This is a genomic window from Lentzea sp. NPDC036949, assembly GCF_055608075.1.
In genome coordinates, this window is sequence record NZ_JBVJRA010000026.1 from 41,695 (window position 1) to 53,470 (window position 11,776).

The 11,776-nt window shown below is 69.1% G+C and carries 24 protein-coding genes; 6 read left to right on the forward strand and 18 right to left on the reverse strand.

All coding sequences use genetic code 11. The features are described from left to right. The first annotated feature begins 65 nt into the window (after positions 1–65). Positions 66–314 (forward strand): hypothetical protein, encoded by a 249-nt coding sequence (locus tag ACZ7CD_RS38555; RefSeq protein ID WP_470380864.1) that lies wholly within the window; start codon positions 66–68, stop codon positions 312–314. Beyond that, a complete protein-coding gene (locus ACZ7CD_RS38560; RefSeq protein ID WP_470380865.1) occupies positions 311–634 on the forward strand; it encodes a hypothetical protein in 324 nt (107 codons plus the stop codon). Before ACZ7CD_RS38555 ends, ACZ7CD_RS38560 begins: the two co-directional genes overlap by 4 nt. Before the next feature lie 166 nt (positions 635–800). On the opposite strand, the gene ACZ7CD_RS38565 is transcribed toward ACZ7CD_RS38560, so the two are convergent. Beyond that, positions 801–980: a hypothetical protein gene (locus ACZ7CD_RS38565; protein ID WP_470380866.1), complete on the reverse strand. Its 180-nt coding sequence runs from the start codon at positions 978–980 to the stop codon at positions 801–803. 116 nt (positions 981–1,096) lie between these two features. Here ACZ7CD_RS38565 and ACZ7CD_RS38570 point away from each other — a divergent pair, with 116 nt between their 5' ends. The 4 genes from ACZ7CD_RS38570 (at position 1,097) to ACZ7CD_RS38585 (ending at position 3,542) form a co-directional block, all read left to right on the forward strand. Beyond that, entirely contained in the window at positions 1,097–1,372 is a 276-nt protein-coding gene (locus ACZ7CD_RS38570) for a hypothetical protein (protein WP_470380867.1), read from the forward strand. 228 nt (positions 1,373–1,600) lie between these two features. After that, on the forward strand, positions 1,601–1,813 hold the full coding sequence (locus ACZ7CD_RS38575) for a hypothetical protein (RefSeq protein WP_470380868.1): 213 nt from the start codon (positions 1,601–1,603) through the stop codon (positions 1,811–1,813). Positions 1,814–1,893: 80 nt separating this feature from the next. Continuing rightward, a complete protein-coding gene (locus ACZ7CD_RS38580; protein WP_470380869.1) occupies positions 1,894–2,502 on the forward strand; it encodes a hypothetical protein in 609 nt (202 codons plus the stop codon). After that, entirely contained in the window at positions 2,499–3,542 is a 1,044-nt protein-coding gene (locus ACZ7CD_RS38585) for a helix-turn-helix domain-containing protein (protein WP_470380870.1), read from the forward strand. The genes ACZ7CD_RS38580 and ACZ7CD_RS38585 overlap by 4 nt, the downstream gene beginning before the upstream one ends. A gap of 74 nt (positions 3,543–3,616) precedes the next feature. Here the strand turns inward: ACZ7CD_RS38585 and ACZ7CD_RS38590 are convergent, their stop codons facing one another. The 17 genes from ACZ7CD_RS38590 to ACZ7CD_RS38670 all read right to left on the reverse strand — a co-directional run bounded on the left by ACZ7CD_RS38590 (position 3,617) and on the right by ACZ7CD_RS38670 (position 11,775). Beyond that, on the reverse strand, positions 3,617–3,790 hold the full coding sequence (locus ACZ7CD_RS38590; RefSeq protein WP_470380871.1) for a hypothetical protein: 174 nt from the start codon (positions 3,788–3,790) through the stop codon (positions 3,617–3,619). Between the two features lie 49 nt (positions 3,791–3,839). Continuing rightward, positions 3,840–4,067 (reverse strand): hypothetical protein, encoded by a 228-nt coding sequence (locus ACZ7CD_RS38595; protein WP_470380872.1) that lies wholly within the window; start codon positions 4,065–4,067, stop codon positions 3,840–3,842. 30 nt (positions 4,068–4,097) lie between these two features. Further along, complete coding sequence (locus ACZ7CD_RS38600) at positions 4,098–4,373, reverse strand: hypothetical protein (RefSeq protein WP_470380873.1); 276 nt, start codon at positions 4,371–4,373, stop codon at positions 4,098–4,100. 170 nt (positions 4,374–4,543) lie between these two features. Beyond that, positions 4,544–4,741 carry a hypothetical protein gene (locus ACZ7CD_RS38605; protein ID WP_470380874.1) on the reverse strand — a complete coding sequence of 66 codons (198 nt, stop codon included), beginning with the start codon at positions 4,739–4,741 and terminating at the stop codon, positions 4,544–4,546. Further along, entirely contained in the window at positions 4,741–5,106 is a 366-nt protein-coding gene (locus ACZ7CD_RS38610) for a DUF4326 domain-containing protein (protein ID WP_470380875.1), read from the reverse strand. Before ACZ7CD_RS38610 ends, ACZ7CD_RS38605 begins: the two co-directional genes overlap by 1 nt. Then, the gene (locus tag ACZ7CD_RS38615; RefSeq protein WP_470380876.1) at positions 5,106–5,582 is read right to left on the reverse strand and encodes a hypothetical protein; all 477 of its coding nucleotides are present in this window, start codon (positions 5,580–5,582) and stop codon (positions 5,106–5,108) included. Before ACZ7CD_RS38615 ends, ACZ7CD_RS38610 begins: the two co-directional genes overlap by 1 nt. After that, positions 5,579–5,878, reverse strand: coding sequence for a hypothetical protein (locus ACZ7CD_RS38620; RefSeq protein WP_470380877.1), 300 nt, complete (start codon positions 5,876–5,878; stop codon positions 5,579–5,581). Before ACZ7CD_RS38620 ends, ACZ7CD_RS38615 begins: the two co-directional genes overlap by 4 nt. Beyond that, positions 5,868–6,092 (reverse strand): hypothetical protein, encoded by a 225-nt coding sequence (locus ACZ7CD_RS38625; RefSeq protein ID WP_470380878.1) that lies wholly within the window; start codon positions 6,090–6,092, stop codon positions 5,868–5,870. Before ACZ7CD_RS38625 ends, ACZ7CD_RS38620 begins: the two co-directional genes overlap by 11 nt. Further along, positions 6,089–6,814 carry a hypothetical protein gene (locus ACZ7CD_RS38630; protein ID WP_470380879.1) on the reverse strand — a complete coding sequence of 242 codons (726 nt, stop codon included), beginning with the start codon at positions 6,812–6,814 and terminating at the stop codon, positions 6,089–6,091. Before ACZ7CD_RS38630 ends, ACZ7CD_RS38625 begins: the two co-directional genes overlap by 4 nt. Further along, positions 6,811–7,038 (reverse strand): hypothetical protein, encoded by a 228-nt coding sequence (locus tag ACZ7CD_RS38635; protein ID WP_470380880.1) that lies wholly within the window; start codon positions 7,036–7,038, stop codon positions 6,811–6,813. The genes ACZ7CD_RS38630 and ACZ7CD_RS38635 overlap by 4 nt, the downstream gene beginning before the upstream one ends. Then, on the reverse strand, positions 7,035–7,304 hold the full coding sequence (locus ACZ7CD_RS38640; protein WP_470380881.1) for a hypothetical protein: 270 nt from the start codon (positions 7,302–7,304) through the stop codon (positions 7,035–7,037). Before ACZ7CD_RS38640 ends, ACZ7CD_RS38635 begins: the two co-directional genes overlap by 4 nt. Beyond that, positions 7,301–7,966 (reverse strand): hypothetical protein, encoded by a 666-nt coding sequence (locus ACZ7CD_RS38645; protein WP_470380882.1) that lies wholly within the window; start codon positions 7,964–7,966, stop codon positions 7,301–7,303. The genes ACZ7CD_RS38640 and ACZ7CD_RS38645 overlap by 4 nt, the downstream gene beginning before the upstream one ends. A gap of 85 nt (positions 7,967–8,051) precedes the next feature. Beyond that, the gene (locus ACZ7CD_RS38650) at positions 8,052–8,528 is read right to left on the reverse strand and encodes an HNH endonuclease (RefSeq protein ID WP_470380883.1); all 477 of its coding nucleotides are present in this window, start codon (positions 8,526–8,528) and stop codon (positions 8,052–8,054) included. Then, on the reverse strand, positions 8,528–9,868 hold the full coding sequence (locus tag ACZ7CD_RS38655) for a DNA cytosine methyltransferase (protein WP_470380884.1): 1,341 nt from the start codon (positions 9,866–9,868) through the stop codon (positions 8,528–8,530). The genes ACZ7CD_RS38650 and ACZ7CD_RS38655 overlap by 1 nt, the downstream gene beginning before the upstream one ends. Next, positions 9,865–10,278: a hypothetical protein gene (locus ACZ7CD_RS38660; RefSeq protein ID WP_470380885.1), complete on the reverse strand. Its 414-nt coding sequence runs from the start codon at positions 10,276–10,278 to the stop codon at positions 9,865–9,867. The genes ACZ7CD_RS38655 and ACZ7CD_RS38660 overlap by 4 nt, the downstream gene beginning before the upstream one ends. Further along, entirely contained in the window at positions 10,278–11,396 is a 1,119-nt protein-coding gene (gene dbpB / locus ACZ7CD_RS38665; protein WP_470380886.1) for a DGQHR domain-containing protein DpdB, read from the reverse strand. The genes ACZ7CD_RS38660 and dbpB overlap by 1 nt, the downstream gene beginning before the upstream one ends. Positions 11,397–11,505: 109 nt before the next feature. Continuing rightward, a complete protein-coding gene (locus tag ACZ7CD_RS38670) occupies positions 11,506–11,775 on the reverse strand; it encodes a hypothetical protein (RefSeq protein ID WP_470380887.1) in 270 nt (89 codons plus the stop codon). Position 11,776 lies beyond the last annotated feature (1 nt).

The following is an 11,776-nucleotide window of genomic DNA, read 5'->3' on the forward strand; positions in this document are numbered from 1 at the left end:
AGACGTGTGCGCCGAGGTGAGGTGAGAGGTGAGGTGAGACCCCCGCAACCCACCGAGGAGACACCATGTTCGGACGATCGAAAACCATGCACATCCCCGACGCCAGCGACCAAGCCCTCGCCGCGTTTGAGGCCGGCCAGATCAACGGGCTCGTCGCGTTCTGCGGCCAGCTCATCCGCCGCGGCTGGCTGCGCAACATCGGCGGCGCCAGCTACAACGCCCCGATCTGTGATGGCTGCGCCGAGCTCGACGGCTGGGACCTCGACCCCGCCACCGGGCAGTGGGTGTCGCCGTACACGGAGGTGGGCCAGTGATCACCGCCAAGGCCGCAACGCAGGTCATGTACGGCGCCTCCGACTACGCGGAGCGGTTCTGCTTCAGCGCCAACCTCGGCTGCGACTGCGAGCTCGACCACGACCACGGCCCGATCACCCACGCCATCACTTACGTCCTGCCCAACGGGGCACTGGACAAGGCCGACAACCGCTATATCTTCGGCACGCCCTGGGGCTACGCGGCCGACCTCGCCAACGTCCTGGACCAGCCCACCGAGTTCCCTGACGATCGGCCCCGCATGGTCGTCATCGACCTGAGGACCGGCACCTGGTGCGCCGCCGACGCCTACTTCCACTGACTCACCCGCCTGAAGGAGACCTCAGCTCATGACCATCGCCCGCACCCAGGTGCTCATCGTGACCCGCGGCTACCTGCGCGAGCACCGCGTGCAGTAGGTGTGAGACGTGCAGCAGCCCCCGAGCCGTGGTGCTCGGGGGCTGCTGTCGTTCTGGGATGCGTGCCACTCAGCCCTGCGAGGGCCGCTTGGGTTGCTTGGCGCCGGGTTCTCGGTTGAGCCAGGCGAGGGCGTCGTTGATCCAGGTGGCGCGGTCGGTGTTGAGGGCTTCGGTGTTTGTCTTGGCGGTGGTCCAGCGGTCGTCGGGGACGCGGACGCTGCGGTGCTGGGTGGCGGGCTTGTTGGGCATGTTCCCAGGCTAAACGGTGTACGTACACCATGTCCACCCGGGGGGTTGTGGTGTACGTACACCTCATGCTACGGTGTACGTACACCAGCAAGGGACGCCAGCACCAGGGAGACACCATGAACGCCATCGCCGACGCCATCACCGCCGCCTACCTCGACCTCACCAACGACGAGCAGGACTGGGTCCGCCTCGCCAAGATCCGCCCCCTCGTCCCCGCCACCGACGCCGAGATCACCGCCGCCCTGCTCGACCTGGCCAAGGCCGAGACCATCCACCTGGTCGCCAGCGCCAACCGCAAGGTCCTCACCGCGGACGACCACGCCGCGGCGGTCACCATCGGCGGCGAGGCCAAGCACCTCCTCTGCATCGAGGACGACCACTTCCCCGCCTGACCGGCCGGCAGCCCCTCCGGGGGGCCGCCGGCCTCCCGCCCCCTTGCTGACCAGGGCCTGCCCCGCGTGGTGCGCGCCCACGCGTAGCTCGATCACCAACACGGCCCCCGAACCCAGCCCGGTTCGGGGGCCGTCTGCGTTCAGCCGCACCTCTGCGGGCAGCCGAGCCCGGCCGGCGTGTGCCTACGATGCGGTCCGCCTGCACACCCACCCGCCCTGGGAGGCCTGATGTATGTCGTCCGCGACCGCGCCCGTGGTGGTGTGGCTGTGTCGTGGGGTACCGACCGGGCCCGCCTGGACCGGATCGCCGCGATCGACCCGGATCTGGAGGTGTGGCCGGATCTCAACGGGCCGGCCTACTACTGGTGGGTGGAGCGGGAGGGTATGGCGTGGGTGCACCCGTACGACCTCGACGCCCGCGAGAACGCGGAGATCGTCTGAGTTCCCGGGGTTGTCACGGTTGTGTTTCGCGCTGGTGGGCCGCACTGCGACTCTGGATCATGGGTGGTATATTTTCTGGTATGTTTTCCGCGCCTCATCCGGACGATGTGATCCGGGACCTCGGCGACAAGGTCGTCATCGCGCTCGTCGCCGCCACCCGCGACGCCCGTAAGGAACTCGCCGCGTACCGAGAGACCCGCCCCGGATGGGTGGCCGACCACTCCGAACGTGGTCTCGCCAACTGGATCCACGACCGCATCTGGGCGAACCTGCGCCGCGAGGTCGACGGCATCACCGACGTCACCTTGATCGAGAAGCACGCCACCCGCGAACTGCTGGTCGGCGACCGCTTCCGGGCGCGCATCAAGCGCCACAGCGCCGGTGACCGCATCTCCTCCTACCCGACCAAGAGCGCCATGTCGTTCTGGGGTCAGAGCAACCAGCTCCCCGGCCTGGAAGAGGTGTGCCTGGGATTCGGTTACCGCTGGGAAGCCGAGGAACGTCTCATGGGCGCCACGGTCATCTCCCTGCGCGAGAGCCTGGACGGGCCGCCGATCTGGGCCGTGGTCGTCGACACCGCCCAGGCCAGTGGCGCCACCGTCATCACCACCAGCCCGATCGACCCGTCGCTGCCGCAGATCAACCTGTCCTCGGAGATCGACCGCACCCGCACCGAGGAAACGTCGTGAACGACTTCGGGCAGGTCCTCGAGACGTTGCGTCGTGCACGCGGCATGACGCAAGAAGACCTGCGCGTGGAGGTCGGCCTCACCCAGGCCAGCTTGTCCCGCTACGAGACCGGGCAGCGCACCCCTGACGACGAGACCATCAAGCGCCTCGCGCACGCCCTCGGCGTCACCCCGCGGTTCCTGACCCGCGACCACACCGTCCGCGGCGCGCTCGCCGTCGACGCGCACATGCGCCGCCAGCGCACCGCCAAGGCCTCCCTGTGGCGTCTCCTCGAGGCGCGGCTCAACAAGTACCGCCTGCACATGTCCGCCCTGTTCGAGGAGGTGTCGCTGCGCTCGGAAACCACGGTGCCCACCTTCGACCCCATCGACACCAGCCCGGCCGAGGCGGCGTTGATGGTGCGCGCGCAGTGGCGGATGCCGATCGGGCCCGTCCGCAACCTGGTGCGCTGGCTGGAGGCCGCCGGCTGCATCGTGCTGGAAGAGGACTTCTCCACCGGCCGCATCGACGGCATGTGCCAGTGGGTCTACGACCACCCGGTACTGCTGCTCAACAGCGCCGCCCCGACGTGCCGCAAGCGGTTCAGCCTCGCCCACGAGCTCGGCCACCTCGTCCTGCACAACGGCATCGCCACCGAGGACCAGGAACGCGAAGCCGACGAGTTCGCCTCCGAGTTCCTCATGCCCAGCCACGTCATCCGCCCCGACCTCAGACCTGCCACGCTCGGCCGGTTAAAAGATCTCAAGCAGGTGTGGGGTGTGTCGATGCAAGCACTGGCCCGCAAAGCACTCGACCTGGGCATGATGAGCACCGCCGAGCATGCGGCGTTCTACAAGGCGCTCAACGCCCGCGGCTGGAAGACCAACGAACCCGGCAGCGATCTACTCGCCCCGGAACACCCGCAGCTGATCGCCGCCATCGGGCAGACGATGCGCTCCAAGGGCCTCAGCGATCACGACATCGCGGACCTGGCCGGCTTCGAAGACGGCGACGCCGACAACCCGCTGCTCACGCCCGGACGACGACTGCACGCCGTCTGACCCGCAGACGACAGCGGCCCCGGACCACATCGGTCCGGGGCCGCTCTGCTGTTCCACCTGCCGTGGGTGCCCTGCTACCGCTCGATCGTCGACTGCCCTTTTCGGCGCCGGAACTCCTTCTCGGTGATCGGCTCATCGAACGACTTGCCATCCGTACGCCACCCATCGGGCGACAAGATCAAGATGCCCTTTTCCTGCGCCCACTCGGCAGGCGTTTTGAGAACCGGTGCTGCTGACTCGTTGGACACTTCTTCTCCTTGTCGATAGGGGCGACGCCACCACTCTGCCGCCTACCAGCTACGCCTCGACGCGCTCCCACCATGGTGGCACCAGGTCCTCGACCACCATGATGCTGCACTGGTACCGCCCGTCCCCGCGCTGCTGCCACACCTGCCCATCCGGGAACACCAGGTGCCGGCCGCCGAGTTGCGGCACCCCGTCCTGCCCGGTCTCGCGATAGACCACGGCCTGCGTCTCGTCGAGCTCGGCGGGCAAGGCGTCGAGCAGTGTCCACTTCGTTGTCACGTCGCGCATCCTCTCACCGGGCCGAGCGAGCTACAGGACGGTGGTGAGCACGGCGGCGACGCCGAGCCACGCCCAGTGCCAGGACTGGTCCAGCGCGTACGCCCCGGTCCCCAGGGACGGGTTGTCGTCCCGGCCGACCCGCGGTGCACCGAGCGCGTAGAACTCCGCCTTGCCCAGCCGTGCCGTCAGCCAGGCGAGGGTGTACCGGCGGTCCGCCCAGTAGTGCGTGACCGCGGACACCAGCTGGCCAGCGGCGAAGCCCCACCAGGTGATGTCGAGGTCGAACGCCAGCCACAGGGCGAGCACGGCGGCCCGATGTGACTGCGGTGTACGAGGCGACGTGCTTCGCGCACGCGATCCTGCCTGCCCTGTCGCGGTGGCCCTTGGTGTTGGCCTGGTGGCTGTTCTGCACCCAGTGATCCGCGAAGTTGTGCGCAATCAGCAGCGCGACCGCGATCCCAGCGAAGGTGCCGATGTCAGGCATCCCGTTTCCCCTCCTCCGCGCGCAGGTCGAGCATGTCGAGGAGCTCGGCGAGATCCTTGGCGTCACGGGCGTGGTTGCCTGCCAGGGCCCTCACCGCCGCCCGTCGCTCCGTGACCCGGTACTCGTCTTCGACGCGGCCGATGTGCGTGCCCGCGCGGGAGAAGCCGTCGAACAGGACTTCGTTGCCCATCACGCCACCTCCGGGTTCGCGATGCGCAGCAGCACGTCGGCGTGGCAGGCCTGCCCGATGGGGCACCAGCAGACGAGGTCCTTACCGCCGAGTTCGGCGCGGATCTCCTCGATGCTCAACGGTCGCCGGTGCTCGTTCCAGCCGGAGAGCGGAACATGTCGGTCGCCGTTGACCCACCGCTCGAAGTAGGCGGTCGCCATCTTCACGTTGGCGACGGTCGTCTGCACCAGGACGCCGAAGCTGCGGCGGCTGACGACCGCGCCTGCGACGTACGGGTTGCCCCACCGAGAGGGGCGGCCGACGTACACCGCCCCCTCGGGCATCCGCCAGCCCTTCGTCCGGCGGCGCTGGATTCGCTGCGGCATCACGCCACCTCCACGGCGATGCCGTAGCCGGCGCGACGCAGCAGCGGCACCAGCTCGGCGAGTGTCACCCGCGCCACGCAGTCGAACTCCGGGGCCGCCTTGCCCGCCAGCAGCACCGCGAACGTACGGCCGGTGACGTGCACCCACCACTTCCCGACGTCCGCCGTGCCGCGGCGACGCTGCACCAGCAACCCGTGATCCGCCCCGGCGGCCTGGCGCTGCTGCTCGGTCTCGACCATCCACGCCGGGATGTCGGAGCGGGCCACGTCCTTCACCTGGAACACGAGGCCTGGCACGCCGGTGATGTCGCCGGCGTCGGCTACGGTGCGGTCGTGGGCGGTGAACCCGGAGCGTACGGAGCGTTCGGCGCCGGGGAAGCCGTTGTCGCGCAGCCACCGGCAGACGGCGCGTTCGGCGTCGTGGCCCTTACGACGGTTCGAGCTTCCGCGCTGGGATGCGGTCTTGGTCTCGCTCATCGGTCGGCGCTCCCTTCGTTTCCGGCGGTCTGCGGGGCGTCGCGGTTGATCTGCTCAATCAGCGCGTCCAGGTAGGCGCGTTTCTGGGGCGTCATCCGCGAGCACGTGTCGGCAACCAGAACGCGTAGGACCGCGCACGCTGCGACCCGCGAAGCCGGTTCGGTGTGGTCCTCGCCCGGTGTGTGTGGCGTGAGCGCCATGGCCGCCTCGTGGACGACGCGACGTGCGAGGTGGGCTAGGTCCTGCCGTTCGCGAGCGAGCCTGGCAGGAGCCTCCTGGGCGGGCTCAGGCATCATCGGTGGGCTCCTTGTCCGCGGGGGTGCTGGTGTGAAGCCGGTCGCCGCCGTCGCACCACGGCGACCTCTGGCCCGGCCGGGTCTTCCGCTCGACCCGGTGCGGTGCGCGCAACCCGGTCGTCTTGTTCACGACGATGTCCGGGCGGCCGCAGTGGTTGCAGGTGACGCTCGCCGGGGTGGCGGCGCGCACGGCGGACCAGTCGATGGCCTTCACGACAGCACCTCGGTCACAACCATGAGCCCGTTGATCTCCGACCACGGGTAGTCCCGGTCGTTGCCCTCGGGAGGCAGCGCACGCCACCGGCCCCACGGCGTGCGCTTGAAGGTGACGTCGTTCTCCGCCATGACCATCGCGACGGACTCATCCGGCGCAGGCGACCCGACAGGCCACACACGAGGAGTCGTGGCCGGTGCGCTGTCGTCTTCTTCGGCCACCGCGCGGAGCGGGCGGAGGGTGTCCGCCTCGTGCTGGTCCCGCCAGTCCTCTGCCTCCTGCTGCGGCACGCACCGGTGCTCACCGCACGTCGTGCACTTCGCGTGCATGCCACCGCCCGGGCAGAAGCCGTGCATGCGAACCTCGTGCCGCACGGCGTCGGCCTGCCGGTAGCCCTCCAGAGCGGTGCGGGCCGCGGCGAGCCGGGACGCCAGTCGATCGCGCTCCAGCTTGATGTCCGCCACGATCTCGATCGCTTCGAGGTAGTCGGCCGAACCCGCTCTTCCGAGGACACCGTTCAGCGCGCCTTGGCGGATGGCGTTGTTCTCGCGGAGCTGGTCGATCTGCGGTTGCACCACGGTCAGCACGGCGTCGGCGGCCGCGTTGAGGCTCACCATCACGTCGTCGCCGTGCCCGCCGTCGTGCGAGCAGTCCAGCAGGGCGCGGGCGATGCGCTGCCGCAGCGGCAACGGCAGCGGCAGCTTGATGATCGGCTCAGTCACGACACGGCTCCCTTCTCGCTGAGGAATGGCGGAAACGAATCGCTCCACACACCAAGGCCAACCGCAACGGTCAGCAGGACGAGAGCGGTGAGGATGCAGAGGAACGCGCGGCGCAGATGCGGGCCGTCCTGGCCACCAGCAAGGATGATCAGCACGCCCCTCATGGAGACGGCCACCGTTCCCGCGGCGAACAGCACGGTTCCTGTCAGCAGCAGGTACTTCACGATCCCTCCCGGTAGGCGCGGTTCGACGGCCTGATGGCCAGGTATCCATTGGCCCCGGCCAGGGTGGTGTCCATGACCCCGTGCACCCGCACCCGGTAGGTGTCGCCGTTGCGGTGCGGGGTCTCCAGCACACCGGGCTCAACCTCAACGGTGCGCAGGGCATGCCGGACGGCGATCTCGGCGCCGTGCTGCGCGTCGGTCCGGTCGACACCGTGCGCCTCGACAAACACGGTCACAGCCACCTCGTACTTCTTCCGGGCCTTCACGATGCGCTCTTGAGAGGAGAGCAGGGCATGCACCAGTCCTGTCCTGGCAACGCGAAACCGTCCTTGCACATCCCCGCGCATGGCCGCTTCCCGGGCGTGTACTCCATCAGTTCACGCACGACGGTCACCTCCATCGCGCCTTCATCTGACGCCTCACAGGGGTGCATCAGCCACTGGATATCCAGGCCGTCATCGGCGACGCGCTCGAACCACGCCCACATCAGGTTCACCGTGGCGGCCATGACCGGGTCACTCAAGGCGACGCGGCCGAGACAGTGCACCGCCGCCAGCACCCGGCGGGTCGGCCCACCGAGAGCCACAGCGTCACCGTCCTCGCCGATGTGGGCAACCGGGACTCCGTAGTAGCGGTCCATCGCCGCAGCCACTTCGTCCTCGGACATCACCGGCGATCGGGGCGGCTGGATCGGCTCCCATGGGGAGGTCGTGATGGTGCGGTGTACCAGCTCGCCCTGCAGGGCGCCGATGGGCGGGTCGTTCAGCCACGACTCGGCCCCGGCACGGGAGCCGTCGCGTACGTATTTCACGCCGCCCTGTTCCAGTGTCCAGCGGACGCCGTACTCGGTGCGCTCGCGGGCCTCGTTCTCCATGACGACCGGTCCGTCGTCGAGGTCGGGCAGGTTACTCATGGCGGTGTCCTCCATGGACGGTAGGGATCAGGCGGCGCGCACGGTGGCGCGGCGGAGCAGCGGGGCGACGATGGCCGCAGCGAGCAGAGGCGGGCTGGGGTCACGGGACATGGCGCCAGGTGTTCCGTCGCACGACGTTTGAGACCGTCATCCTGCCGACGTTGAAGGCAGCGGCGATGTCCTTCTGCATCTCGCCAGCGGCGGCTCGGCGACGGATCTCGATCACGCTCACGTCATCCAGAAGGGCGTTTCTGTTGCCAACGCCAGCACGGTCACGCGAGGCAAGCGCCTGGAAGCACGGCCTTGAGCAAGTACGGCTCCGCTGACGCTTCGTCGGCGCCGGTTCGTAGTGCTCGCCGCACACCTCGCAGACCTTCTCGCGATCGTGCTTGTCGTTGTGATGTCGGGCGTGCTCCGCTGGCGTCATCAACTGGAGGTTCTCGAGCCGGTTGTCCAGCTTGTCGTGGTTGATGTGGTGGACGATGTAGCCATCAGGGATCGATCCGTGCGCCTGTTCCCAGATGAGTCGGTGTTCACTCACGGTTCGGCCGTGCACCGTCTTCTTCCTGTAGCGCATCAGGCCTCCTGTTCGGCTGGCGAGATGAACTGGGCCAAGATCGCGGCCGCGAGTCGAGGCGGGACGGCGTTGCCCACAGCCTGGTATTGCTGGGATCGGGTGCCTTGCCATGGGTAGTCCGGCGGGAAGCTCTGCAGCACGGCGGCTTCCTGCACGGTGACGCGGCGGGTCTCGGTCGCGGTGACGACGTCGACGGCGTTGGTGCGGCCGCCGAAGAACAGGGTTCCGGCCGGCTCGCAGGCTCGCCGCTCGCAGGCTCGCCGCTCGCAGGCGTTGGCCTGGTTGCCGTTGCGCAACGACCACCGCAGATTGCCGTTGTCGTGCGACGCGAGCACCGTCAACGACGGCTCCCCGGCCGTACGCGACCCGCCATTGTTCTGCCGTTCGAACTGACCCGCGACGACCGCGGCGAGCTCGGCGCGGTTCTTGGCGTTACCGAACACCTCCGCCCCGCCCGTCTCCACCCCGCCGGAGGTGATGGTCCAGGCCGGTCGTTCCGGCAGCCCCCAGCCCAGCGCATCAGCCATCGACACCGGCGGCGGCAGCGGATCGCCGAACAGGTCGCCGACGGTGTCGTAGTTGAGGTCCTTGCGGTACGCCTGGTGGGTGGGTTCCGGGGCGGACACCGGTCCGTCCAGGCGGGCGGTCAGCACGGCGCGGACACGGGTCTGGGGCACGCCGTACCGTTCGGCGGACAGCACACCGGACCAGGTGGTGTAGCCGAGCTCGCGCAGCAGCATCGCCAGGTGCCGCCACAGCGGTGCGACTTCGCGGACCTGCTCGAGCGCGATCCAGCGGGGGCGGATGGCGAGGATGTAGCGCAGCGGCTGCAGGACCAGGGCGGTGATGGTGGCCTGCTGGCGGCACCACGCTGTGCGCTGCGCGCGTGTGTGCTTCGGGTACTTCCGCAGCGCCTCAGGTTGCAGGGCGCGGGTGATGTCGCGGCGCAACTGCGCGAGGACGTTCTTGCCGCGGGCGGTGCGGGTCATCGCGGTGAGCAGCAGTTCGGTCACCAGGCGACCGGCACCGTGCCCGGCACCGGAGAACGTGGTGCACGGCGGTGAGCCCATCAGCCCGGTGATCAGCCCGGCGAACAGCTCGGCGGGGAACCGGGCGACGTCGGCCCGGATGCGCTTGTGCCCGGCGGCTTCGGCGGTACGGCAGGCAGCGGGGTCGAGCTCGATGCCGAGGATGTCGCCGGCGAACCCGGCGATGCGGGCGCCTTCGTCCCATCCGCCAGGGCCGGCGAAGAGGTCCAGGACGAGTTCGTCGGTGACGGGGTCGCCGTGCCGGTAGCCCGGCGCCTCGCCTGTTTCGGCGGTGTGTCTGGCGGTGGTCATGCCGCACCTCCGGAATGGTTGGCCGAGTCGGCGATGTGTGCAGGCGTGGCATTCAGTGCTTGAGCGACCACGTGAGCACCGAGTTGCCGTTCCACCCACTCTTCGATTTCCGTGGGCGCGGCGGCGAGGAGAGCGCCGAGGACTTCCCATGGCACCGCAGGGTTCGTGCTGCGGCTGCGTCGGCAGTGCGGTGACTTGAGCTTCGGCCGTAGCTTCTTCGGCGGTGAGGCCGGATAGGGCAGGTGGATTCCCGGGTGACCGGTGACCTGTTCGACAAGCATGTGCGCGGCGGTGTGGCAGGTGTCGAGGTCGCAGACGTCGACGGAGGCATCGGGGCTGACGGGGGACGGCCATTCGACAGGCCAGGTGATCCGGCCAACGGCGGGGTGGGGGCAGCGGTGGCTTCCCATCACGCCGCCTGGGCGGGCGTCGCGTTGGGCAGGTGGCGCAGCAGGTGCTGGGTGAGCAGGTGCACGTCCTGCGGGGTGTTCTGGATGCCGTCCCAGCGACGTCGTTCCTGCTGTGGTCCGTCGCCGAGCAGCCACGTACCGCCTTGGGTCCAGGCGGTGTGGGGTGCGAGCTTGTCGAGATGGGCGCGCAACTGGCCGCGGTCTGCGCTGTCGTTGTCGGTGAGGGCGTCCATGACGAACCCGAGTGCCTGGATACCGGCGCCGTGGGTGAGCCGGGACTTGCGGGGCGGCAGGTCCCACTGGTCGGCCCACACCTCGGCGACGACGGACCAGAACCGGTCCATGTGGGCGACGATCGCATCGAGGTCACCGCGGCCTGTGGCGGGGTCCCGGTACTGGTAGAGGACACCGTCGGAGAGGCTGTTGCGGACCATGCGCAGCACGCTGGTGGCGGCGATGTGCCCGTCGCAGCAGGTGGTGGTGCGGATGCGGCCGGCGAACGCCACACTGGCGGTGTTAAGGCGGGTGACGATGGCGGCGGGCAGTTTCCGTCTGTCCAGTGCGGCGGGCAGGGTGGTGTCAGTGTCGGGAAGCAGCTCGTTGACCAGACCCGCGGGCAAGGGCTTGGTGTTGTTGACGAGGATGAACTGCTCGCGCTGTTCGCGTTCGGAGTCGACGGTGAAGCCGACTACGGCGACTGCGTAAGGGCCGATGAGTGCGGCGGTGCGCAGGGCGGCGGCGCGTTGCTGGCCGTCGACGATCCAGGCGGGGCGTTCGTGTGCGGGCTGGTCGGGGTCGACGGGGATGACGAGTTCTCCCGGGACGGCGTAGTCGACTGGGCTGGTGGTGAGATGCGGTTCGAAGCGCACGGTGTCGTCGAAGGCGACGACGATCGCGTTGGGCAGCATCGACCCGGTGCGTTCGAGGTAGCGGCGGATGCCGCGGATGTGGGCGAGTTGTTCAGGACGCTGGTAGCCCTGCAGTTGGTGGTCGGTGTCGCGGTGGACGCGGGAAACGGCGGTGAAGGTGTGCAGTTGGGCCGCGTCGACGGCGAACTGCACGACGCGCCGGCTGCCTTGCACGAGCTGGATTGCGGGCAGGCGCAGGGTGCGGGTCATAGGGCACCTCGGGTGGTGGATGGCTGATCGATCGCCGCCGGTTCGCGGCCGGGCAGTGCGGTGACGAGGTCGCCATGCTGGTAGCCCGGCGCCTCGTCAACACCCGCGGTCACGACTGGGCCTTGGCGGCGCGGCGGGCCTTCATGCGGGTGAGGCGCTGCGTGTTGGTCGGCTCGGTCCAGCCGTGGCTGCCGACGAATGGTGCGCTGCGCTGGCAGTGGTCTTGTTGATCGGCACCGCACCAGCGGCAGCCGTTCGGCACCGGCAGCGCCTTCCCGGCGACTGCTGCTTGCTGCTCGCGGATCTCGGCGATCTCGGAGCGCGAGTTGAGGTACTTCAACGGGTCGCTCGGGTCCGAGGTCTTGTGCTCGTCGCGCACG

Excerpts from the sequence above, each read along its gene's own strand:
- ACZ7CD_RS38555 (WP_470380864.1), top strand. The coding sequence starts at position 66 with ATGTTCGGACGATCGAAAACCATGCACATCCCCGACGCCAGCGACCAA.
- ACZ7CD_RS38565 (WP_470380866.1), bottom strand. The coding sequence starts at position 980 with ATGCCCAACAAGCCCGCCACCCAGCACCGCAGCGTCCGCGTCCCCGAC.
- ACZ7CD_RS38570 (WP_470380867.1), top strand. The coding sequence starts at position 1,097 with ATGAACGCCATCGCCGACGCCATCACCGCCGCCTACCTCGACCTCACC.
- ACZ7CD_RS38575 (WP_470380868.1), top strand. The coding sequence starts at position 1,601 with ATGTATGTCGTCCGCGACCGCGCCCGTGGTGGTGTGGCTGTGTCGTGG.
- ACZ7CD_RS38580 (WP_470380869.1), top strand. The coding sequence starts at position 1,894 with ATGTTTTCCGCGCCTCATCCGGACGATGTGATCCGGGACCTCGGCGAC.
- ACZ7CD_RS38605 (WP_470380874.1), bottom strand. The coding sequence starts at position 4,741 with ATGGGCAACGAAGTCCTGTTCGACGGCTTCTCCCGCGCGGGCACGCAC.
- ACZ7CD_RS38610 (WP_470380875.1), bottom strand. The coding sequence starts at position 5,106 with ATGCCGCAGCGAATCCAGCGCCGCCGGACGAAGGGCTGGCGGATGCCC.
- ACZ7CD_RS38615 (WP_470380876.1), bottom strand. The coding sequence starts at position 5,582 with ATGAGCGAGACCAAGACCGCATCCCAGCGCGGAAGCTCGAACCGTCGT.
- ACZ7CD_RS38620 (WP_470380877.1), bottom strand. The coding sequence starts at position 5,878 with ATGATGCCTGAGCCCGCCCAGGAGGCTCCTGCCAGGCTCGCTCGCGAA.
- ACZ7CD_RS38645 (WP_470380882.1), bottom strand. The coding sequence starts at position 7,966 with ATGGAGGACACCGCCATGAGTAACCTGCCCGACCTCGACGACGGACCG.
- ACZ7CD_RS38650 (WP_470380883.1), bottom strand. The coding sequence starts at position 8,528 with ATGCGCTACAGGAAGAAGACGGTGCACGGCCGAACCGTGAGTGAACAC.
- ACZ7CD_RS38655 (WP_470380884.1), bottom strand. The coding sequence starts at position 9,868 with ATGACCACCGCCAGACACACCGCCGAAACAGGCGAGGCGCCGGGCTAC.
- ACZ7CD_RS38660 (WP_470380885.1), bottom strand. The coding sequence starts at position 10,278 with ATGGGAAGCCACCGCTGCCCCCACCCCGCCGTTGGCCGGATCACCTGG.
- dbpB (WP_470380886.1), bottom strand. The coding sequence starts at position 11,396 with ATGACCCGCACCCTGCGCCTGCCCGCAATCCAGCTCGTGCAAGGCAGC.